Genomic DNA, 22,117 nt, shown 5'->3' with positions numbered 1-22,117 from the left:
TAATACGAATTCGTAAATATAGGAGGAAAAAGAAGGTGAAAAGGCGAATTTGGTTCATCGTTGGGTTCGTTGCATTGATTGCAGTCCTATCAGGATGCTCGCAAATCAATGAACCAATCACGCCGGAAAGCAAAGGGTTTTGGAATGAGTATATCGTTTATCCGCTTTCTTGGCTAATTAAATATGTTGCCCACGTTTTAGGCGGAAGTTTTGGACTGTCGATTATTGTCGTAACTATCTTTATTCGTTTATTGATCCTGCCGTTAATGATCCAGCAAACAAGAAATGCGAAAGCGATGCAAGCGCTTCAACCGGAAATACAAAAACTTCGAGAAAAATATAGTTCCAAAGATATGCAAACCCAGCAAAAGCTCCAGCAGGAAATGATGCTGCTGTTTCAAAAACACGGTGTCAACCCGATGGCAGGCTGTTTCCCAATCCTTATCCAAATGCCGATTTTGATCGGATTTTATCATGCCATTATGCGTACAAGAGAAATTGCCGAACACAACTTTTTATGGTTCGATCTTGGTGAAAAAGATCCATATTACATTTTGCCGATTATCGCAGGGGTTACAACGTTTATCCAACAAAAAATAATGATGGCCAACGCCGGACAGCAAAATCCGCAAATGGCCATGATGCTTTGGATGATGCCAATTATGATCGTCATTTTTGCCATTAATTTTCCTGCTGCTTTGTCTCTCTACTGGGTTGTAGGGAATATTTTCTCGATTGTACAAACGTATTTGATTAAGGGGCCAACGATGGACGCCACCCATTCAGGAGGAACGAAAAAGTGAAAGAAGTAACTGTGACCGCCGCGACCGTAGATGAAGCTGTGCAGTCGGCGCTGCAACAGCTTGGTGTTTCGAAAAATCGTGTGGAAATTGTTGTGCTCGATGAAGGGAAAAAAGGGCTGTTTGGCATTTTCGGACACAAGCCGGCAGTGGTGAAAGCGATTTTGAAGAAAGATCCAATCGAAGAAGCGGAGCTGTTTTTAAAAGAAGTGATACAACAAATGGGAGTAAATGCGGCAACGATAGAGAAGCAGCAGCATGGCAAGCAAGTGACTTTTATGATCACAGGCGAACAAGTAGGTTTATTGATTGGAAAACATGGACAAACGTTAAGTTCTTTGCAACTGCTCACGCAGCTTGTCGCTAACCGTTATGCAGAGGAGTACGTTTCTATTGTCGTTGATGCGGAAAACTACCGGGAACGAAGAGAAAAAACACTGATACAGCTGGCGCAAAAATTGGCGGAAAAAGCAGTAAAAACGGGAAAAGAAGTCAAACTGGAGCCGCTTCCGGCACATGAGCGGAAAATTATTCATAGCGCATTAGCGAACCATAAAAAAGTCGTTACTTATTCAGTTGGTGTAGAGCCGCATCGCTATATCGTCGTATCTCCTTCTGCACAATAAATTAATATTGGTGAAAAGGGGCTATCTCTAAAGGAAACGGAGACGGCCTCTTTTTTCTCTTTTTTTTACAGGATTGGCATTGCCTGTTCTTACATTTTTTAGGTTGGGGAATGAGCACTTCATGTTGTTATTCACATGTGGATAAGTTAAAATTGAAATGATTATATAAAATTTGTGGATAGATCGTTATCGGCAACCACAGTTGTCTAATCTATAGATAGATTCGCTTTTTGCCAGCAAAAAGAGGTGGAAAAATGACAGAATTGGATACGATTGCTGCGATCTCTACGCCGATGGGAGAAGGAGCCATCGCGATTGTCCGATTGAGCGGGGATGAGGCGATTGCGATCGCCGACCGCATTTTTAAAAGTCCGAGCGGAAAACGGCTGAAAGATGTGCCATCTCATACAATTCATTACGGTCATATTGTGGATCCGGACAACGGGCAGACGGTCGAGGAAGTCATGGTGTCGGTGATGCGGGCGCCAAAGACGTTTACGAGGGAAGACGTCGTCGAGATTAACTGCCATGGCGGGCTGGTTTCCGTCAATCGCGTGTTGCAGCTTGTGTTAGCAAACGGAGCGCGGCTAGCCGAACCAGGGGAATTCACAAAACGGGCATTTTTAAACGGACGGATTGACTTATCACAGGCGGAAGCGGTGATTGACTTGATTCGGGCGAAAACGGATCGAGCGATGACCGTGGCGCTCCAGCAAATGGAGGGGCGTTTGTCGAAGTTAATTCGCAAATTACGACAGACGATTTTAGAAACGCTTGCCCATGTAGAAGTAAATATTGACTATCCGGAATATGATGACATCGAAGAAATGACGCCGCGGCTGCTGCTTGAAAAAGCGCAATATGTGCGGGAACAAATTGAAAAGCTGCTGCAAACCGCGCAGCAGGGCAAAATTTTGCGCGAAGGGTTGGCCACTGTCATCATCGGCAGACCGAATGTCGGAAAATCGTCTCTATTAAATGCGCTTGTTCACGAAAATAAGGCGATTGTCACGGATATTCCGGGAACGACGCGCGATGTTATTGAAGAGTATGTCAATGTCCGCGGTGTTCCGCTGCGGTTAATCGATACAGCGGGAATCCGTGAAACGGAAGATATTGTCGAGCGAATTGGGGTTGAACGCTCGCGGCAAATGTTAAAACAGGCGGATTTGATTTTGCTTGTGCTTAATTATCATGAGCCGTTGACAGAAGAAGATGAACGGCTGTTTGAAATGATCAAAGGAATGGACTTTATTGTGATTGTTAATAAAACGGATTTACCAAAAAATATCGATATGGATCGAGTCAAACAACTAGCAGATGGCCGCCCGATTATTACTACTTCATTGTTAAAGGAAAAAGGAATTGACGATTTGGAAAAAGCGATTTCGGAAATGTTTTTTAGCGGCTCAGTCGAAGCGGGCGACCTTACGTACGTTTCCAATTCGCGCCATATCGCTTTGCTTCAGCAAGCGAAAAAGGCGGTTGAGGATGCGATCTCTGGCATTGAAGCAGGAATGCCAGTCGATTTGGTACAAATCGATTTAAGAAGAGCGTGGGAACTGCTTGGAGAAATTATTGGCGATACGGTGCATGAAAGCTTGATTGATCAGTTGTTTTCTCAGTTTTGTTTAGGAAAATAATGAAGGAGGTATATATATGGACTATCATGGAGGTTCGTATGACGTCATTGTCGTCGGCGCCGGCCATGCAGGATGTGAAGCAGCGTTGGCGGCAGCGCGCATCGGTGCAAAAACGTTAGTCATTACGCTAAACCTAGATATGATCGCGTTTATGCCATGCAACCCGTCGATCGGCGGTCCGGCGAAAGGGATTGTCGTCCGCGAAATTGACGCGTTGGGCGGGGAAATGGCGAAAAATATTGATAAAACGTACATCCAAATGCGGATGTTAAATACAGGCAAGGGCCCGGCGGTACGTGCATTGCGGGCACAGGCCGATAAAGTGCTGTATCAGCGGGAAATGAAAAAAACGCTTGAAAATCAAGAAAATCTTACATTATTGCAAGGAAAAGTGGAACGCCTAATCGTGGAAGACGGCGTATGCAAAGGGGTTATTACCCAAACGGGAGCGCATTATTATGCAAAAACGGTTGTTATTACGACAGGGACATTTTTACGCGGCGAAATTATTATCGGCGACATTAAATATTCAAGCGGTCCAAACAACCAACAACCGTCCATTAAATTGTCCGAGCATTTAGAAGAACTTGGCTTTGAGCTTGTCCGCTTTAAAACAGGAACACCGCCGCGCGTCAACAGCCGTACGATTGACTATAGCAAAACGGAAATTCAGCCAGGGGACGATGTGCCGCGGGCGTTTTCCTATGAAACGACAGAATATATTACCGATCAATTGCCATGCTGGCTTACGTATACAACGGCAGAGACGCATCGCATTATTGACGAAAACTTGCATTTATCGCCAATGTATTCCGGAATGATCAAAGGGACAGGTCCGCGTTATTGTCCGTCCATTGAAGATAAAATTGTCCGTTTCCACGATAAGCCGCGCCATCAAATCTTTTTAGAGCCAGAAGGACGCGAGACGGAAGAAGTATATGTGCAAGGGTTGTCGACAAGCTTGCCGGAACATATTCAACGCCAGCTGTTAGCGACCATTCCTGGCCTTGAGAAAGCGCAGTTAATGCGGGCAGGCTATGCGATTGAGTATGATGCAATTGTTCCAACGCAACTATGGCCAACGTTGGAAACAAAACTGGTGAAAAACTTATATACGGCCGGACAAATTAACGGAACATCCGGATATGAAGAGGCAGCAGGGCAAGGAATTATGGCGGGGATTAACGCGGCGCACCGGGCGCTTGGAAAAGAAGAAATTATTTTAAGTCGTTCGGATGCGTATATCGGCGTGTTAATCGACGACCTTGTCACCAAAGGAACGAATGAGCCGTACCGATTGTTAACGTCCCGCGCTGAATACCGCTTGCTGCTTCGTCATGACAATGCAGATTTGCGTCTAACAGAACTTGGCTATAAAATCGGCCTCATTTCTGAAGAACGATATCAAAAGTTTTTGGCGAAAAAAGAGGCGATCGAAAGAGAGAAAAAACGGCTGCAAACATTTATTATCAAACCAACTCCGGAAGTGCAGAAAGTTATCCGCGAAGCCGGCAGCAGCGAGCTGAAAGACGGCATCCGTGCGGCGGACTTGCTGCGGCGTCCGGAAATGACCTATGAACATATTCAAAAACTCGCTCCGGCGGAAGAAGAAATTTCACCGGAAGTAGCGGAACAAGTTGAAATTCAAATCAAATATGAAGGATATATCCAAAAATCGCTGCAAGAAGTGGAACGCCTTAAAAAAATGGAAAACAAAAAGATTCCGGAAGATATCGATTACGACGCGATCCATGGTTTAGCAACAGAAGCGCGGCAAAAATTGAAACAGGTGCGGCCGCTGTCGATTGCGCAAGCTTCGCGCATTTCCGGTGTAAATCCTGCCGATATTTCGATATTATTAGTGTATTTAGAACAAGGAAGAATCGCACGCGTGTCGAATGAATAAAAATTAGGGAAAGGATTGGCGTATGGATACAGCACAGTTTCAGGCTATGCTTGAGGAGAAAGGAATTTTCCTTCCTCCTCAGGCGCTAGAAAAATTTGAGCGGTATTATGAACTGTTAATCGAATGGAATGAAAGGATGAATTTAACTGCCATTACGGACAAGCCCAGCGTGTATCTCAAACATTTTTTTGATTCTCTTTCTCCAGCTTTTTATTATGATTTTTCCCGATCTTTATCGCTTTGCGATGTAGGGGCGGGGGCGGGATTCCCGAGCGTTCCGTTAAAAATTTGTTTTCCCCATTTGAAATTGGCGATTGTCGATTCATTGCAAAAGCGCATTACTTTTCTACAGCATTTAGCAGATGAATTAGCTCTGACGGATGTCGCCTTTTATCACGACCGTGCTGAAACGTTTGGCAGAAAAAAAGAATTTCGCGAATCGTTTGATGTTGTGATGGCCAGGGCGGTGGCGCGAATGCCGGTGCTTAGCGAGCTATGCCTTCCACTCGTGAAAGTCAACGGCACGTTTATCGCGATGAAAGCCGCTTCGGCACAGGAGGAATTAAAAGAAGGGAAAAAAGCAATCGCTCTGCTTGGCGGTGAAATTTCCGCGGTCGAACAGTTTACGCTGCCGATGGAAGAAAGCGAACGGACCATTATTTTGATTAAAAAAGTAAAAAGTACGCCAAGCAAATATCCTCGCAAACCGGGATTGCCAAACAAACAACCGATTCAATAATCTAGGGGAGAGTTTTTAAAGGTGGTGTAGGGGAATGAAGCATCCTTTTTCTCGCTTTTTCAGCTTTGGAGAAAAGGAACAGGAAGAATTAAGCGAAAGACAGGAAAAAGAAGAGGTAAGAAAAATTCCAGTTGCAAAAATTATTCCAAACCGTTTCCAACCGCGGACCATTTTTGACGAAGAAAAAATTGAAGAACTAGCATTAACGATTCGTACGCACGGCATTATTCAGCCAATTGTCGTCCGCGAGTGCGAGGATGGAAAGTTTGAAATTATCGCTGGTGAACGAAGATGGCGGGCCGTCCAAAAACTCGGATGGGCGGAAATTCCGGCGATCGTGAAAAATTTAAACGACAAAGAAACCGCTTCAGTTGCATTAATTGAAAATTTGCAGCGGGAAGAGCTGACGCCGATTGAAGAAGCAATGGCGTATGCGAAGCTGCTCGAGTTGCACCATTTAACGCAGGAAGCGCTGGCGCAGCGGCTTGGAAAGGGTCAATCGACGATTGCCAACAAACTGCGTCTATTAAAACTGCCGCAAGAGGTGCAGGAAGCCCTGTTGCATCGCACCATTACCGAACGCCATGCCCGTGCTTTAATCGTCCTAAAAGATAAAGAAAAGCAATTAAAATTGCTGCAAGAAATTATTGATAAACAATTAAATGTCAAACAAACAGAAGATCGGGTGCTGAAAATGTTAGAATCGGCCAACCGCAAGCCGAAGCCGAAGCGAAAAGCATTCAGCAGGGACATGCGAATTGCTGTCAACACCATCCGACAATCGCTCACGATGGTAGCTAACAGCGGTGTGGCGGTTGATTCAGAGGAAGAAGAGTTTGACGATTATTATCAAATTACGATTCGCATCCCGAAAAAGTAATAGACACAAGGATGTCTTGCCTCATCAAGCTGCTTTTGATGGGGTTTTTTCTTTCGAGGGCAAACAGAAAACAAGTTCATTTTACTTGTTTCATGATAAAATAGACAATATGAGTACGAATTAGAGGTAGGTGGCATCGTGGGCAAAGTAATTGCAATTGCAAACCAGAAAGGCGGAGTCGGAAAAACGACAACAGCGGTTAATTTGGCCGCTTGTTTAGCGCATATTGGAAAAAAAGTATTATTAGTAGATGTAGACCCGCAGGGCAATGCAACAAGTGGGATCGGAATTGAAAAAGGGGATGTCGATGAATGCATTTATAATGTCATTATCGGCGATTTAAAAGCGAAAGATGTCATAAGACCAACCAATATTGAAAATTTACATATCATTCCGGCGACCATTCAACTGGCAGGAGCAGAAATTGAGCTTGTATCGGTCATTTCCCGAGAAATCCGCTTAAAAAATGCACTTGAACCTTTACGGGAAATATACGACTTTATTATTATCGATTGCCCTCCTTCGTTGGGATTATTAACGCTAAATGCGTTAACAGCGGCGAATTCCGTTCTTATTCCTGTACAATGCGAATATTATGCGCTTGAGGGGCTGAGCCAGCTATTGAATACCATCCGGCTTGTCCAAAAACATTTAAATCATGATTTGCGTCTTGAAGGCGTTTTGTTAACGATGCTGGACGCCCGTACGAATTTAGGCATTCAAGTCATTCAGGAGGTAAAAAAATACTTCCGCGAAAAAGTATATAACACGATTATTCCGAGAAATGTCCGGCTAAGCGAAGCGCCAAGCCATGGAAAACCAATTATTTTGTACGACGTAAAGTCGCGGGGAGCACAAGTGTATTTAGAATTGGCGAAGGAGGTGCTAGAGCGTGGCTAAAGGTCTTGGCAAAGGCATTGATGCGCTATTTTCTCATTTGGCTTTAGCAGGAAAAGAGGAAATCATTCAAGAAGTGAGCATTCACGATCTATATCCGAATCCTTACCAGCCAAGAAAAACATTCCAGCCGGAAGCGATTGAAGAATTAAAACAGTCGATTTTGCAGCACGGAATACTGCAGCCGCTGATCGTCCGCAAGACGATAAAAGGGTTTGAAATCGTTGTAGGGGAACGGCGGTATCGCGCTGCCAAAGAAGCAAATTTACAAACTGTTCCGGTGGTCGTGCGCGAACTGACCGACCAGCAAATGATGGAATTTGCTTTGTTGGAAAATTTGCAGCGGGAAGATTTAAATCCGATTGAAGAGGCAACAGCCTATAAAATGCTGATGGAAAAGCTGCAGCTTACCCAAGAAGAGATTGCCAGCCGCTTGGGAAAAAGCAGACCTCATATCGCTAACCATCTGCGCTTATTGTCATTGCCGAAGGATATACAAAAGCTGATTATGAATGGAACGCTGTCGATGGGGCACGGACGGGCTCTGTTAGGATTAAAGCAGAAAAATAAGATGAAATCGGTTGTTGAGCGCGTGATTCGTGAACAGCTGAATGTCCGTCAATTGGAGAAACTCATTCAGCAAATCAATCAAAATGTTCCACGTGAAACATTAAAACGGAAACCAGTGGAAAAAAGCGTTTTTTTGAAGGAAAGCGAGTCATTATTACGGGAAAAGTTAGGGACGAATGTAACGATTAAGCAAACGAGAAAAAAGGGGAAGATCGAAATCGAGTTTTTTTCCTCGGAAGATTTAGAAAGAATACTAGAGTTATTGGATGTGCGATTGGATGAATAGAGCGGCCATCATATGACGATGGTTTATTTTTTTATTATTTAGGAGGAAACTCGCCATGGTACTGTTAGGGACCATTGTTAACGGAATATGCATCGCAATAGGGTCATTGTTAGGAAAACTATTCCACCGTATTCCTGAGCAAGTAAAGGCAACAGTGATGGGAGGAATCGGCCTGGCGGTGGCGCTGCTGGGAATTCAAATGGGGATGAAAAGTGAACAATTTCTTATTGTTATTTTCAGCCTTGTCCTTGGCGGCGTGCTAGGCGAAATATGGGATTGGGATAAAAAGCTGAATCAGCTTGGTAAATGGGTGGAGAAAAAGGTAGGAGGAAATCAACAAGGAAATATCGCAAAGGGATTTGTCAGCGCCACTTTGTTATTTGTCATCGGCGCCATGGCGATTGTCGGGGCGCTTGACAGCGGATTGCGCGGAGACCATCGCGTCCTGTATACGAAATCAATTTTGGATGGCTTTGCAAGCATTATTTTAACGACAACGCTTGGAATTGGCGTTATTTTTTCCGCGATTCCTGTCATGATCTATGAAGGGGGCATCGCGCTGCTCGCTACCCAAATTGAACGATGGGTGCCAAAAGAAATTGTCGATTCGTTCATTGCTGAATCGACGGCAACAGGAGGAATTTTAATTATTGCAATTGGCTTGAATATGCTCGGCATTACCAACATACGAGTCGCCAACCTGCTCCCTAGCATTATCGTTACTGCTTTTGCGGTTTCCATTATTTACTTTTTTTAAAAAAAACACCCCTTCTTGTGTATCGCAACAAAGAGGGGATTGGTTATAAACGGTTACAATGGATGACGATGATCTTTAGCGAATGTTGTATTTGTCAAAAACTTTTTCCGGCTTAACTGTTGGTCGGCTTCGTAAATGCCGTTGGCAATCGTTTTCGCCATGTTCATCACGAGATGGAGGCGGGTGTTTTGCAAAACGAAAAATTCCATAAAGCCGCTGACATTGACTACTCCTGTAATATGGATATCGCCGACAGGAGGAAGCTGCTTATTGACCCCGGCTCCAGGCCGTACCGGGCCTTTCGCGATCGTGATTGCGCCGACGCTTTTCAGCCGTCCTAAGCAGGCATCGATGGCAATCATAAATGCATCATGATGAATGGAGCGAATAGCGTTGATTTTTTCTTCCAGATTAACGGCATGGATTGGCTCTTCCAACGTTCCATATACGTGAAAGTGGGAAAGAGTTTTTTCTTGCAGCATGGTGCCAACAAGCGGCCCAAGCGAATCTCCTGTCGAACGGTCTGTTCCGATGCAAACAATGGCGGCAGGCTGCGATAACCGATCAGGAAGCAATGAAATAAGCCGCAGCGCGATTAGTGTGGAAGCCCCTTGCTCATCATGAAAAATACGTTCCCTCTCATCTTTCGAAGAGAAAAAAATAGATGGTATGCTCATTTGATTCACTCCCGGTTTCCCATTCAAAGTATTAACAGTATACGGAAAAAACGAACATGATATACATATAGGTGTCTTGTTTTATACGTTTATTAGTACAAATTGATTGATAATCTTGTTAAAATAAATAATGATATAAAGCGAAAAATGATGCAGAGGTGTAGACAACATTGGATATAGTAAAAAAGGATCGGTTGTTTGGATTTGTCACAAATGAGGAGTTTTGGGTCAATTTAGGGGCAGGAACATTAAAAATCATTTTGATTTTATTGTTATGCGTCGTTGCCAAAAAAGTGTTGAGAGTAGCTGTCCATAATATTTTCAAAGTGCGGCAAAAGGCGCCGATCCGCATTTCCGAGCGGCGGGAAGCAACATTGTTAAGGCTCCTCGATAATGTGATTAAGTATGTATTATATTTTATTGCGTTGATTATGATTTTAGATACGTTGGGAGCGAAAGTACAAGCGATTTTGGCGGGCGCCGGAATTGTCGGACTTGCTGTCGGTTTTGGCGCGCAAAGTTTAGTAAAGGATATCATTACCGGATTTTTTATTATTTTTGAAGATCAGTTTGCGGTAGGAGACTATGTGCGCATCGGCAATTTTGAAGGATATGTAGAGGCAATCGGTTTGCGGGTAACGAAAATTAAAAGCTGGACGGGAGAAATTCACATTTTGCCAAACGGAAGCATTACGCAAGTGACAAACTACTCCCTCAACAATAGCGTTGCTGTAGTCGATGTCAGCATTGCGTATGAAGAGAATATTGAAAAAGTAGAAGAAGCGATTCGCGAACTGCTGCCGCAATTGCCGGCAAAATACGAAGACATGGTTGCTCCGCCTGAATTGTTGGGCGTGCAAAATTTAGCTAGTTCTGAAGTAGTGCTGCGCATCGTCTGCGAAACGAAACCGATGCGTCATGTTTCTGTGGCAAGAGCGATTCGAAAAGAGGTAAAAATGCATTTAGATGAAAAGGGAATCGAAATTCCATATCCACGCCTCGTTCTTCATAATCGCAATGAGCAAGAAAAACAATCTGTTCAGCAAGTCAAAGAAAACGCCTAAACAAAAGACGGGGGTGAGCCAATGGAAAATAAAGAATTTGGATTATATGATATCGTAGAAATGAAAAAGCCGCATCCGTGCGGCACGAACCGCTGGAAAGTCATCCGTTTAGGCGCGGATATCCGCATCAAATGCGAAGGCTGTGCCCATAGCGTGCTTCTTCCGCGCAAAGAGTTTGTAAGAAAGCTGAAAAAAGTGCTGGTGAAGCATGAGGAGTAGTTTCCTCATGCTCTTTCTATAAACGGAAAAGGGGAGAAAAGTAATGGAAGGAACGCACTTCACATCGTGCCCGTTAAATTGCTGGGATGTGTGCGGATTAAAAGTGACCATTCAGAATGGAAAAGTGGAAAAAGTGGACGGGGATGAAACACATCCGATTACGCAAGGAAAAATTTGCTCCCGCGGCCGTATGCTCAAAGAGCGGACGAATTCAAGCGAGCGCCTTTTGTATCCGTTAAAAAAGGTTAATGGCCAGTTTATGCGTATTTCATGGGAGCAAGCGCTCGATGAAGTGGCGGAAAAAATGCGGGAAATCAAGGAATGTTACGGGACGACCGCGGTCCTCCATAGCCATGATTACGCTAATAATGGATTGTTGAAAAATTTGGATCAGCGCTTTTTTAACTGCTACGGCGGCGTAACCGAACTGACGGGCAGCTTATGCTGGGGCTCCGGCATTGAAGCGCAAACGTGGGATTTCGGCAATTCGTATAGCCACGCTCCGGAAGATATTCAAAACAGCCGCCACGTTGTTATTTGGGGGCGGAATGTGGCGCGGACAAATATGCATTTATTTCAGCATCTTCTCGCCGCAAAAAAACGAGGGACAAAAATCATCGTCATTGATCCGCTGTTCCAGCAAACGGCGCAAATCGCCGATATGTATATATCGGTCAAACCGGGGATGGACGCATTTTTAGCGATGGGAATTATTAAGGAAATGCTGCGCCTAGGTTTGGAAGACCGCACATTTATTGAACAGCATACCGTTGGGTTTGCCGATGTCGAAGCGGTGCTGGAAAGCATAACGATGGAAAAAATTGAGCGGCTTACTGAAGTAGATCGCGGCGTGATGACGCAATTAGCCGTTATTTACGGAAATCGTCCAACTGCGACCTATTTAGGGCTTGGCATGCAGCGATATGCCAATGGCGGCAACACGATTCGTTGGATTGACGCGCTGGTAGCGATAAGCGGCAATATCGGCATTCCGGGGGGCGGGGCGAACTTTGGCAATCTGCAAGTCGGTCAATGTTTTGACATTGCCGCGCTCGCGCTTCCAGAACGAAAAACAGTTTCCCGCACGTTTACGATGATGAAGCAGGCGGAAGGAATTTTACAGGCGACAAACCCGGATATTAAGATGATTATTGTGACATGCGGCAATCCGCTTACACAAGTGCCGAACACGAACTTAGTGAAAAAGGCGTTCCAGTCCGTGGACACGGTCGTTGTATTCGAACAATTCATGACCGATACGGCAGAGCTGGCCGATTATGTATTTCCGGTAACAACGGTATTTGAAGAAGAAGATATTTATTATTCGTCCATGTACCACGCTTATGTCAACTATGGGCCAAAGCTCGTCGAACCGCCGGGTGAGGCAAAATCCGATCTTTGGATTTGGACGGAGCTGGCGAAACGGCTTGGTTTTGGCGCTGATTTTGCTTACACAAGGGAAGAGTTTTTAAAAATGGGGTTAAAGTCGTTGGAACGATACGGAATCACGCTCGAACGGCTGAAAGCGGAAAAGCATCTGCTTCTCCCAGTTCAGCCTGTCCCATGGAGCGATTACCGTTTCCAAACGCCAAGCGGCAAATATGAGTTTACTTCCGCATTAGCGAAGCAAAAGGGAATGAATGGCAAACTGCAAATCATGTATCCAGCCGAATCGGAAATAGCGAATCCGTTATTAGCGAAAAAATATCCGTACCGTTTGTTGACCATTCACCCGCTTCGTTCCAATCACTCGCAGCATTATCATCTTGTCGGGGCGATTCAAACGGTGAAAATTGAAGTGGCAAAAGATGTTGCGGAAGAAAAAGGACTGTCAGAAGGGGACAAGGCAAGGGTGTTCAACGACCGCGGCGAATTAATAGGAACGGTAAAAATCCTTGCCAAAGCGCATCCAAAAACGATCAATATTGATGAAGGACAATGGGCGAAGTTTGGCGGTGCGGTCAATGTGTTAACATCGGACCGCGAATCGGACAACGGATGCGGCAGCACGTTATACGACTGTTTAGTCGATATTGAAAAGGTGGAAAATGACTAGCGCACGAAGGCGCTTGTCATTTTCTTTTGGACTCACTATAATGAGGAAAGATGTGAACGGAAAAGAGGAGTGGAAATTATGGGGTTAACAGCAGGAATTGTTGGGTTGCCAAACGTCGGGAAATCGACGCTGTTTAATGCGATTACGAAGGCAGGAGCAGAGTCTGCCAATTATCCTTTCTGTACAATCGAGCCAAACGTCGGCATTGTCGAAGTGCCGGATGAACGGCTAAAAGTGTTGACGGAAATGTTCAAGCCGAAGCGTACGGTACCGACAGTGTTCGAATTTACCGATATTGCTGGCATCGTCAAAGGGGCAAGCAAAGGAGAAGGGCTTGGCAATAAATTTTTATCGCACATTCGCCAAGTTGATGCGATCTGCCAAGTTGTCCGCTGTTTTACGGATGAAAATATCACCCATGTAGCGGGAAAAGTCGATCCGCTTGCGGATATTGAAACGATCAATTTAGAGCTAATTTTCGCCGACTTGGAAACGGTGGATAAACGGATCGACCGCGTCGGCAAAATCGCCAAACAAAAAGATAAGGATGCCGCTTTTGAATATGATATTTTATTGCGCTTAAAAGAAACGTTTGAAGCTGGAAAACCGGCGCGTACGCTTTCCTTTACAGAAGAAGAAATGAAAGTGGTAAAGCAGCTTCATTTATTAACGATTAAACCAATGTTATATGTAGCTAACGTCGGTGAAGAAGACGTGGCGGATCCAAACAGCAACCCGTTTGTGCAGCAAGTCCGCGAATTTGCGAAAAGCGACAATGCGGAAGTCATTGTCGTATGTGCAAAAATTGAAGAGGAAATCGCGCAATTGGACGATGAGGAAAAAGAGCTGTTTTTACAAGAGCTTGGCATTGAACAATCAGGACTCGACCAATTAATTCGCGCATCGTACAGCTTACTTGGCCTGGCGACATTTTTCACCGCAGGGGAACAAGAAGTGCGGGCCTGGACGTTCCGGAAAGGCATGAAAGCACCGGAGTGCGCAGGAATTATTCACTCCGATTTTGAACGCGGGTTTATTCGCGCCGAAACGGTTTCCTATGAAGATTTAGTGGCGGCGGGATCGATGGCAGCGGCACGCGAAGCCGGAAAAATCCGCCTCGAAGGAAAAGATTACGAAGTGCAGGATGGCGATATTATTTATTTCCGCTTTAATGTTTAATATTGCTTATCCTTCCACGCCATGATATAATCAAAAAACGTGAGTAATGTTTTATTGCTCCTTGCCCTTTATCGAAAGGGCCGTTTAGACCAAAAGGAGGTGACGAACGTGAGAAAATACGAAATCATGTACATCATCCGCCCAAATATGGACGAAGAAGCAAGACAAGCTCTAGTAGAACGTTTCAATACTATTTTAAAAGAAAATGGTGCGGAAATTACAAATGTGACGGATTGGGGCAAACGCCGCTTAGCATATGAAATTAAAAAATACCGTGACGGCCATTACATGATTATTAATGTCGTGTCTGAGCCAAAAGCGGTGCAAGAGTTTGACCGTTTAGCGCGCATCAACGAAGATATTATCCGTCATATCGTCGTGAAAGAAGAAGAATAATTTTTTTCCATGTTAAAGAGGTGGTTCTGATGATTAACCGCGTAATTCTCGTTGGGAGATTAACGAGAGATCCGGAATTACGCTATACTCCAAGTGGGGTGGCTGTTGCTACGTTTACGCTTGCTGTCAATCGCCCGTTTACCAATCAGCAAGGCGAACGGGAAGCAGATTTTATTAACTGTGTCGTTTGGCGACGTCAAGCGGAGAATGTTGCGAATTTCTTAAAAAAAGGAAGTTTAGCCGGAGTCGATGGCCGTTTACAGACCCGCAGCTATGAAGGTCAAGACGGAAGACGTGTATATGTAACGGAAGTGGTTGCTGATAGCGTCCAATTTCTTGAACCGAAAAGTAGCACTGAACAGCGTGGGACGGCAACAGGCGGCTACTTTGGGGAGCCATTCCCATTTGGACCAGATCAGAACCATCGCAATCCGAATGAAAGAGATTTTAGTCGCATAGATGAAGATCCTTTTGCCAACGACGGTCAACCGATCGATATTTCGGATGATGATTTGCCGTTTTAGTTGCAAGCAAAAGGTGTTTTGATCGGATAAAGGAGAAAAGGAAAGGAGGATATGAAATGGCAGGACGCAAAGGTGGACGTGCAAAACGTCGGAAAGTATGCTATTTCACGGCGAACGGAATTACGCATATTGACTATAAAGATGTCGATTTGCTGAAAAAATTCATTTCTGAACGCGGCAAAATTTTACCTCGCCGTGTGACAGGAACAAGCGCAAAATATCAACGCAAATTGACTGTTGCGATTAAACGCGCTCGGCAAATGGCGTTATTACCATATGTAGCAGACGAATAAGAAAAAAAGCAGTAAGGGGGATTGTCCTTACTGCTTTTTCTATATTTATAGTTGTATTACAGAAAGGGGGAATGATTGGTGCGCAAGACATATATGATCACGGAGGCGGCCATTCAGTTAGCCTTGTTTGCAGTGTTATTTTTGATTGCTTTATACGTGCCGCTTATCGGGGTAATTGCGACATTGTTTTTGGCGCTGCCGTTTATTATTTTTACGATAAGGCATGGTTATGCTTATGCGCTGTTGTTGCTTGCTGCTTCGCTGATTATTTCTATGTTGATTGGCTCGCTGTTTTCCTTGCCGGTGGCGTTAATGTTTGGAACAGCAGGGATTGCGATTGGGGGAATGCTTGCCAAAAATAAAAGCCGTCATATGATTTTACTGATCAGCGCGCTTATATTTCTTATTAACATAGTCGTTGATTATGCCATCTCCGTAAAATTTTTGCAGATGGATATCATTCAGGAAACGATCTCCACATTTCGCCAATCATTTGACACTGCGATGAAAATGATGAAAGGGATGGGGCAGGAGCCGTCGCCGCAGTTGCAGGAACAATTTAAACAAGGATTGGAACTGGTAAAATATATCGTTCCTACACTGTTTGTCCTTGCCTCTTTTTTGTTTGCTTACATAACGATCATCGTTTCTGTTCCAGTTTTAAAACGATTGAAACTGCCGGTCGGCACATGGCCGCCGTTTCGGGATGTAACGCTGCCAAAAGGCTTGTTATGGATTTATGTATTGGTGCTAGCCCTATCTTTTATTCCATTCGAAAAAGGAACGTTTGCCTATATCGCTATTTTAAACGTATATTATGTATTGCAGCTGCTTTTGATGGTGCAAGGATTTTCCTTTTTGTATCATGTGGCCAATAAAAAGAATATTCCAAAAGGGATGGTCATTGGTGGAACGGTCTTCTGCTTATTCCTGCCTTTTCTACTTTATCTTATCGCAATATTAGGTATAATTGATTTAGGATTTGATTTGCGAAAACGCATATAATTATTAGATAAGGTAGATTATTTTTTTGGTGTAGGAGCTGACTTGAATGTCTCATTTTTATGAAAGGAAGGCGTATCGCTATCCCTTATATATCTTCATTTTGTTATCGGCTGCATTTGCCATCTGCTTGCTTTATTTTCAATGGATTTTAGGGATAGTCAGCTTGTTGCTCCTTGGATTTGTACTTTATTATGTGATTCATTCACAGCGATCATTATATGCGGAGCTGGAACAATATATTTCTAATTTGTCGTATCGAATTAAAAAAGTCGGCGAAGAAGCGTTAATGGAAATGCCGATTGGCATTATGCTGATTAATGATGACTATAAGGTAGAATGGGCGAATCAATTTTTAGCCTCCTGTTTTAAAGAGCAGACATTAGTCGGTTATTCATTATATGATCTTGCGGATTCATTGGTCGCTTTTGTGAAACAGGGGCAGGCCAATGAAGAAATTATCAATATCCATGGAAAACAATTTAAAGTCGTCATTCGTCGGGAGGAGAAGCTTCTTTACTTCTTCGATGTCACAGAGCAAGTGGAGTTGCAAAAACGATATGAAGCGGAACGATTAGTATTGGCAATTATTTTCCTTGACAATTACGACGAAATTACACAAGGAATGGACGATCAAGCAAAAAGCCAGATGAACAGCCATGTGACATCGATATTGAACCAATGGGCCAATGATTATGGCATATTTTTGAAACGCACCTCTTCGGACCGGTTTATCGCCGTCCTTAATGAGCATATTCTCGAGCAATTGGAAAAAAGCAAGTTTTCGATTTTGGATGAAGTTCGCGAACAGACGATGAAATATAACGTCCAGTTGACGTTAAGTATTGGAGTTGGTACCGGTGTATCGTCGCTCCCAGAATTAGGAGCGTTAGCCCAATCCAGTTTAGATTTAGCATTGGGCCGCGGCGGCGACCAAGTGGCCATTAAACAAGGGAACGGAAAAGTAAAATTTTATGGCGGCAAGACGAATCCAATGGAAAAACGTACAAGGGTCCGTGCCCGCGTCATTTCCCATGCGCTTAGAGAGTTAATTGCGGGAAGCGACAAAGTGCTGATTATGGGGCATAAATATCCGGATATGGATGCGCTTGGCGCCGCGATCGGAATTTTAAAAGTCGTCCAGTCTAATCAAAAAGAAGGATATATCGTGATTGATACAGCGAAAACGGATGCTGGAGCCCAACGCTTAATAGAAGAATTAAAAACACATTCGGAGCTATGGTCAAGATGTATTAAGCCGGAGCAAGGGCTGGAGTTAGTGACGGAAGATACGCTGCTAATTGTTGTCGATACGCATCGTCCTTCGTTAGTGGTCGAAGAGAGATTATTGTATCGCACCGACCATATCGTCGTCATTGACCATCATCGCCGGGGTGAAGAGTTTATTGATGCGCCGATTCTCGTCTATATGGAACCGTATGCGTCTTCTACTTCTGAGCTGGTGACAGAGTTATTGGAATATCAGCCAAAACGGTTGAAATTGACAATGCTCGAGGCGACAGCGCTTCTAGCGGGAATTGTCGTCGATACAAAAAGCTTTACGTTTCGCACCGGTTCGCGGACGTTTGACGCCGCTTCTTATTTACGCGCGCAAGGCGCGGATACCGTGTTAGTGCAAAAATTGTTAAAAGAAAGCATCACCAATTACGTTAAACGGGCGAAAATGATTGAAAATGCATCCATCGATTCAAGGGGCATCGCTATCGCCAAAGGAGATCCAAACGAAACATATGATCAGGTGTTGATTGCGCAGACGGCCGATACGCTGCTTACTTTAAGCGGAGTTATTGCTTCGTTTGTGATCTCGAAGCGGGCGGATCAGACGATTGGCATTAGCGCCCGTTCGTTAGGAGACATCAATGTGCAATTGATTATGGAACGCTTAGGAGGCGGTGGGCATTTAACGAATGCTGCTGCCCAGCTTTCCGATATCACCATCGAAGAGGCGGAACAGCAATTGCGCGCCGCGATTGATGACTATTTAGAAGGAGGTAAACCGTCATGAAAGTGATTTTTCTAAAAGATGTCAAAGGAAAAGGGAAAAAAGGAGAAATTAAAAACGTTGCGGACGGATATGCAAACAATTTCCTTTTTAAACAAGGGCTTGCCATTGAGGCAACGCCGGCAAACATCAAGGCTCTAGAAGCGCAAAAACGGAAAGAACAGCGCCAGGCGGAAGAGGAGTTGGCAAAGGCAAAGCAGTTGAAAGAACAGCTAGAACAAATTACGGTGCAATTAGCGGCGAAAGCCGGAGAAGGCGGCCGTTTATTCGGATCGATTACAAGCAAGCAGATTGCCGAAGCGCTGCAATCTCAGCACAATATCAAAATCGATAAGCGCAAAATCGAACTCGAGGATGCCATTCGTTCCCTGGGGTATACGAATGTGCCTGTCAAACTGCACCCGGAAGTTACAGCGACATTAAAGGTGCATGTGACAGAACAGAAATAACGGTGTAGTCGTTGACCAATTCTGTTTCGTTTTCAGCGGAAAAGGAAGCAGTATATTAGGATACATGAGAATAAATGTGATTTTATGGGGAGTTTTTCCTCATATAATCACATTTTTCTTATGACAGGAAAAACGGGGGAAAAGGTGGTGAAAGGCATGAGCGAACTATTTTCGGAACGGATTCCTCCGCAAAGCATTGAAGCGGAACAAGCTGTGCTCGGCGCCGTATTTCTTGATCCTTCCGCTTTAACGCTGGCCTCGGAAATTTTAATTCCGGAGGATTTTTATCGCGCTGCCCATCAAAAAATTTTCCATGCGATGCTTCGTGTCGCCGATAAAGGAGAACCAGTCGATTTAGTTACAGTGACGGCCGAGCTCGCTGATACACAGCAATTGGAAGAAGTCGGCGGCGTCTCGTATTTAAGTGAGCTTGCTGATTCGGTGCCGACGGCAGCCAACGTCGAATATTATGCGCGCATCGTGGAAGAAAAATCGGTGCTGCGCCGCTTGATTCGCACCGCTTCATCGATTGCGCAAGACGGCTACACAAGAGAAGATGAAGTGGACGTTTTGCTTGATGAAGCAGAGCGGAAAATCATGGAGATTTCGCAGCGGAAACATTCGGGAACATTTAAAAATATTAAGGATGTTCTGGTGCAGACGTATGATAATATTGAAATGCTTCATAACCGAAAAGGCGAAGTAACGGGGATCCCGACCGGATTTACCGAGCTCGACCGCATGACGTCGGGATTTCAGCGCAGCGATTTTATTATTGTCGCGGCTCGCCCTTCCGTAGGAAAAACGGCATTTGCCTTAAATATTGCGCAAAACGTAGCGACAAAAACGAATGAAAACGTCGCGATTTTTAGTTTGGAAATGAGCGCCCAGCAATTAGTGATGCGGATGTTATGCGCAGAAGGAAATATTAACGCGCAAAATTTGCGGACAGGAAAACTGACCCCGGAAGACTGGGGAAAGCTTACGATGGCAATGGGCAGTTTATCGAACGCCGGCATTTATATTGATGATACGCCAAGCATCCGCGTCAGCGATATTCGCGCCAAATGCCGCCGTCTAAAGCAAGAAAGCGGACTCGGCATGATAGTGATCGACTACTTGCAGCTTATTCAAGGAAGCGGCAGAAACAGGGAAAACCGTCAGCAGGAAGTTTCCGAAATCTCCCGCTCTTTAAAGGCGTTAGCCCGTGAATTAGAAGTGCCGGTTATCGCGTTATCACAGCTGTCGCGAAGTGTCGAGCAGCGCCAAGATAAGCGGCCGATGATGTCCGATATCCGCGAATCGGGAAGCATTGAGCAAGATGCAGACATTGTCGCCTTTTTATACCGCGATGACTATTACAATAAAGATTCGGAGAACAAGAATATTATTGAAATTATCATTGCTAAACAGCGCAATGGTCCGGTCGGGACAGTGCAGCTTGCCTTTATTAAGGAATACAATAAGTTCGTAAACCTAGAACGCCGTTTTGATGATGCGCAAATTCCGCCAGGGGCGTAACGAAAAGAAGGTGTCATTTTTCACTGACACCTTCTTCATTATTTTATCGGACAATGCTTTTAAAATACGAATAAATTAAATATTAGAAAACAAAAATGTTCGTGTTTTATTGACTTTTCTAGCAAAAACTGCTACACTTACAATGTTTATATCGAGTTAAGTGGAGGTGCTCGCCATGTCGTCAGTCGTCGTTGTCGGGACACAATGGGGCGATGAAGGGAAAGGAAAAATTACCGACTTTTTATCAGAAAATGCGGAAGTCATTGCAAGATATCAAGGTGGAAACAATGCTGGACATACGATTGTCTTTAACGGAGAGAAGTATAAATTGCATTTGATTCCGTCTGGGATTTTCTATAAAGATAAAATTTGCGTGATCGGCAACGGAATGGTCGTTGACCCAAAAGCGTTAGTGGCGGAGTTGAAATATTTGCACGATCATGGCATTTCAACCGATAATTTACGCATTAGCAATCGTGCGCACGTTATTTTGCCTTATCATTTAAAATTAGATGAATTAGAAGAAGAACGTAAAGGGGCTAATAAAATCGGCACAACGAAAAAAGGAATCGGGCCAGCCTATATGGATAAGGCGGCGCGCATCGGCATCCGCGTTGTTGATTTGTTAGATCGCGAAGTATTTGAAGAAAAATTGACGCGCAATTTGCAAGAGAAAAATGTCCTTTTTGAAAAAGTGTACGGCGTGGAAGGATTCAAATTAGAAGATATTTTTGAAGAGTATTATGAGTATGGGCAGCAAATTTCCAAATATGTTTGTGATACGTCTGTAGTGTTAAATAATGCGCTCGATGAAGGACGCCGCGTTCTTTTTGAAGGGGCGCAAGGTGTCATGCTTGATATTGACCAGGGAACGTACCCGTTTGTCACTTCCTCGAATCCGGTTGCTGGCGGTGTAACGATCGGCGCCGGAGTTGGTCCAACGAAAATCAAACATGTCGTCGGTGTGGCGAAAGCATATACGACTCGTGTCGGAGACGGTCCATTCCCGACCGAATTGCATGACGAAATCGGCGACCGCATCCGCGAGGTCGGGCGCGAATATGGAACAACGACAGGCCGCCCGCGCCGCGTCGGCTGGTTTGACAGCGTGGTTGTCCGCCATGCGCGTCGCGTCAGCGGTATTACTGATTTATCGCTCAATTCGATTGACGTATTGACAGGTATTGAAACACTGAAAATATGCGTTGCCTACCGTTATAAGGGAAAAGTATTGGAAGAATTCCCAGCCAGCTTAAAGGTATTAGCGGAATGCGAGCCGATTTATGAAGAGCTGCCAGGCTGGTCTGAAGATATTACCGGGGTAAAAAGTTTGAACGAGCTTCCGGCGAACGCCCGCCATTATGTCGAACGCATTTCGCAGTTGACAGGGATTCCGCTGTCGATTTTCTCCGTCGGTCCGGACCGTTCGCAAACAAACGTGGTTCGTAGCGTATATGCGTAAAATATGTATAATAATTATAGAAAAAGCGTAGATGCAGCGATGTATCTATGCTTTTCTTTTTGTTTCTCCTTTAAATGGTAAACGGTTATGAGTGATTTCATTTTGATAACATGATAAATTAATAATGATAAATCTAATTTCTGATTCC

General features: G+C 44.4%; 22 protein-coding genes. 21 read left to right on the top strand and 1 reads right to left on the bottom strand.

Translation table 11 applies throughout. From position 1 onward, the window contains the following. Nucleotides 1–35: 35 nt before the first annotated feature. The 9 genes from spoIIIJ (at nucleotide 36) to GCA01S_RS02400 (ending at nucleotide 9,104) form a co-directional block, all read left to right on the top strand. A complete protein-coding gene (gene spoIIIJ / locus GCA01S_RS02440; RefSeq protein ID WP_017435766.1) occupies nucleotides 36–803 on the top strand; it encodes a YidC family membrane integrase SpoIIIJ in 768 nt (255 codons plus the stop codon). Beyond that, a complete protein-coding gene (gene jag, locus GCA01S_RS02435; RefSeq protein ID WP_042407002.1) occupies nucleotides 800–1,426 on the top strand; it encodes an RNA-binding cell elongation regulator Jag/EloR in 627 nt (208 codons plus the stop codon). The genes spoIIIJ and jag overlap by 4 nt, the downstream gene beginning before the upstream one ends. A gap of 254 nt (nucleotides 1,427–1,680) precedes the next feature. Beyond that, nucleotides 1,681–3,069 carry a tRNA uridine-5-carboxymethylaminomethyl(34) synthesis GTPase MnmE gene (gene mnmE, locus GCA01S_RS02430; protein WP_017435768.1) on the top strand — a complete coding sequence of 463 codons (1,389 nt, stop codon included), beginning with the start codon at nucleotides 1,681–1,683 and terminating at the stop codon, nucleotides 3,067–3,069. A 16-nt stretch (nucleotides 3,070–3,085) separates the two neighbouring features. After that, nucleotides 3,086–4,975 carry a tRNA uridine-5-carboxymethylaminomethyl(34) synthesis enzyme MnmG gene (gene mnmG / locus GCA01S_RS02425; protein ID WP_017435769.1) on the top strand — a complete coding sequence of 630 codons (1,890 nt, stop codon included), beginning with the start codon at nucleotides 3,086–3,088 and terminating at the stop codon, nucleotides 4,973–4,975. A gap of 22 nt (nucleotides 4,976–4,997) precedes the next feature. After that, nucleotides 4,998–5,714, top strand: a complete 717-nt coding sequence (gene rsmG, locus GCA01S_RS02420) for a 16S rRNA (guanine(527)-N(7))-methyltransferase RsmG (protein ID WP_042406999.1) — start codon at nucleotides 4,998–5,000, stop codon at nucleotides 5,712–5,714. A gap of 34 nt (nucleotides 5,715–5,748) precedes the next feature. Further along, nucleotides 5,749–6,594, top strand: coding sequence for a nucleoid occlusion protein (noc, locus tag GCA01S_RS02415; protein ID WP_042406997.1), 846 nt, complete (start codon nucleotides 5,749–5,751; stop codon nucleotides 6,592–6,594). 138 nt (nucleotides 6,595–6,732) lie between these two features. Beyond that, complete coding sequence (locus tag GCA01S_RS02410) at nucleotides 6,733–7,494, top strand: ParA family protein (RefSeq protein WP_042406994.1); 762 nt, start codon at nucleotides 6,733–6,735, stop codon at nucleotides 7,492–7,494. After that, a complete protein-coding gene (locus GCA01S_RS02405) occupies nucleotides 7,487–8,347 on the top strand; it encodes a ParB/RepB/Spo0J family partition protein (protein WP_017435773.1) in 861 nt (286 codons plus the stop codon). Before GCA01S_RS02410 ends, GCA01S_RS02405 begins: the two co-directional genes overlap by 8 nt. 55 nt (nucleotides 8,348–8,402) lie before the next feature. Further along, nucleotides 8,403–9,104: a DUF554 domain-containing protein gene (locus GCA01S_RS02400; RefSeq protein WP_017435774.1), complete on the top strand. Its 702-nt coding sequence runs from the start codon at nucleotides 8,403–8,405 to the stop codon at nucleotides 9,102–9,104. Nucleotides 9,105–9,157: 53 nt separating this feature from the next. Here the strand turns inward: GCA01S_RS02400 and yyaC are convergent, their stop codons facing one another. Further along, nucleotides 9,158–9,781, bottom strand: coding sequence for a spore protease YyaC (yyaC, locus tag GCA01S_RS02395; protein WP_017435775.1), 624 nt, complete (start codon nucleotides 9,779–9,781; stop codon nucleotides 9,158–9,160). Between the two features lie 170 nt (nucleotides 9,782–9,951). Between yyaC and GCA01S_RS02390 the strand changes: the two genes are divergently transcribed. The 12 genes from GCA01S_RS02390 to GCA01S_RS02335 all read left to right on the top strand — a co-directional run bounded on the left by GCA01S_RS02390 (nucleotide 9,952) and on the right by GCA01S_RS02335 (nucleotide 21,969). Beyond that, the gene (locus GCA01S_RS02390) at nucleotides 9,952–10,845 is read left to right on the top strand and encodes a mechanosensitive ion channel family protein (RefSeq protein ID WP_017435776.1); all 894 of its coding nucleotides are present in this window, start codon (nucleotides 9,952–9,954) and stop codon (nucleotides 10,843–10,845) included. 21 nt (nucleotides 10,846–10,866) lie between these two features. After that, the gene (locus GCA01S_RS02385; RefSeq protein ID WP_017435777.1) at nucleotides 10,867–11,064 is read left to right on the top strand and encodes a DUF951 domain-containing protein; all 198 of its coding nucleotides are present in this window, start codon (nucleotides 10,867–10,869) and stop codon (nucleotides 11,062–11,064) included. Nucleotides 11,065–11,107: 43 nt separating this feature from the next. After that, nucleotides 11,108–13,120 carry a molybdopterin-dependent oxidoreductase gene (locus tag GCA01S_RS02380; protein WP_042406990.1) on the top strand — a complete coding sequence of 671 codons (2,013 nt, stop codon included), beginning with the start codon at nucleotides 11,108–11,110 and terminating at the stop codon, nucleotides 13,118–13,120. A gap of 78 nt (nucleotides 13,121–13,198) precedes the next feature. Next, nucleotides 13,199–14,299 carry a redox-regulated ATPase YchF gene (ychF, locus tag GCA01S_RS02375; protein WP_017435779.1) on the top strand — a complete coding sequence of 367 codons (1,101 nt, stop codon included), beginning with the start codon at nucleotides 13,199–13,201 and terminating at the stop codon, nucleotides 14,297–14,299. A 108-nt stretch (nucleotides 14,300–14,407) separates the two neighbouring features. Continuing rightward, nucleotides 14,408–14,695 (top strand): 30S ribosomal protein S6, encoded by a 288-nt coding sequence (gene rpsF, locus GCA01S_RS02370; protein WP_017435780.1) that lies wholly within the window; start codon nucleotides 14,408–14,410, stop codon nucleotides 14,693–14,695. A gap of 29 nt (nucleotides 14,696–14,724) precedes the next feature. Further along, nucleotides 14,725–15,219, top strand: a complete 495-nt coding sequence (ssb, locus tag GCA01S_RS02365; RefSeq protein ID WP_017435781.1) for a single-stranded DNA-binding protein — start codon at nucleotides 14,725–14,727, stop codon at nucleotides 15,217–15,219. A gap of 56 nt (nucleotides 15,220–15,275) precedes the next feature. Further along, nucleotides 15,276–15,512 (top strand): 30S ribosomal protein S18, encoded by a 237-nt coding sequence (gene rpsR / locus GCA01S_RS02360; protein WP_013401907.1) that lies wholly within the window; start codon nucleotides 15,276–15,278, stop codon nucleotides 15,510–15,512. A gap of 78 nt (nucleotides 15,513–15,590) precedes the next feature. After that, nucleotides 15,591–16,517: a YybS family protein gene (locus GCA01S_RS02355; RefSeq protein WP_017435782.1), complete on the top strand. Its 927-nt coding sequence runs from the start codon at nucleotides 15,591–15,593 to the stop codon at nucleotides 16,515–16,517. 46 nt (nucleotides 16,518–16,563) lie between these two features. Next, nucleotides 16,564–18,540, top strand: a complete 1,977-nt coding sequence (locus GCA01S_RS02350) for a DHH family phosphoesterase (protein ID WP_017435783.1) — start codon at nucleotides 16,564–16,566, stop codon at nucleotides 18,538–18,540. Continuing rightward, on the top strand, nucleotides 18,537–18,986 hold the full coding sequence (gene rplI, locus GCA01S_RS02345; RefSeq protein ID WP_017435784.1) for a 50S ribosomal protein L9: 450 nt from the start codon (nucleotides 18,537–18,539) through the stop codon (nucleotides 18,984–18,986). The genes GCA01S_RS02350 and rplI overlap by 4 nt, the downstream gene beginning before the upstream one ends. A gap of 156 nt (nucleotides 18,987–19,142) precedes the next feature. Beyond that, nucleotides 19,143–20,507 (top strand): replicative DNA helicase, encoded by a 1,365-nt coding sequence (gene dnaB, locus GCA01S_RS02340; protein WP_026078505.1) that lies wholly within the window; start codon nucleotides 19,143–19,145, stop codon nucleotides 20,505–20,507. A 175-nt stretch (nucleotides 20,508–20,682) separates the two neighbouring features. Further along, nucleotides 20,683–21,969, top strand: coding sequence for an adenylosuccinate synthase (locus GCA01S_RS02335; protein ID WP_042406985.1), 1,287 nt, complete (start codon nucleotides 20,683–20,685; stop codon nucleotides 21,967–21,969). Nucleotides 21,970–22,117: the final 148 nt, after the last annotated feature.

It is taken from the genome of Parageobacillus caldoxylosilyticus NBRC 107762, assembly GCF_000632715.1.
GTDB lineage: Bacteria > Bacillota > Bacilli > Bacillales > Anoxybacillaceae > Saccharococcus > Saccharococcus caldoxylosilyticus.
The sequence above is the reverse complement of the archived record's forward strand: the minus strand, read 5'-3'. Positions and strand labels throughout refer to the sequence as shown.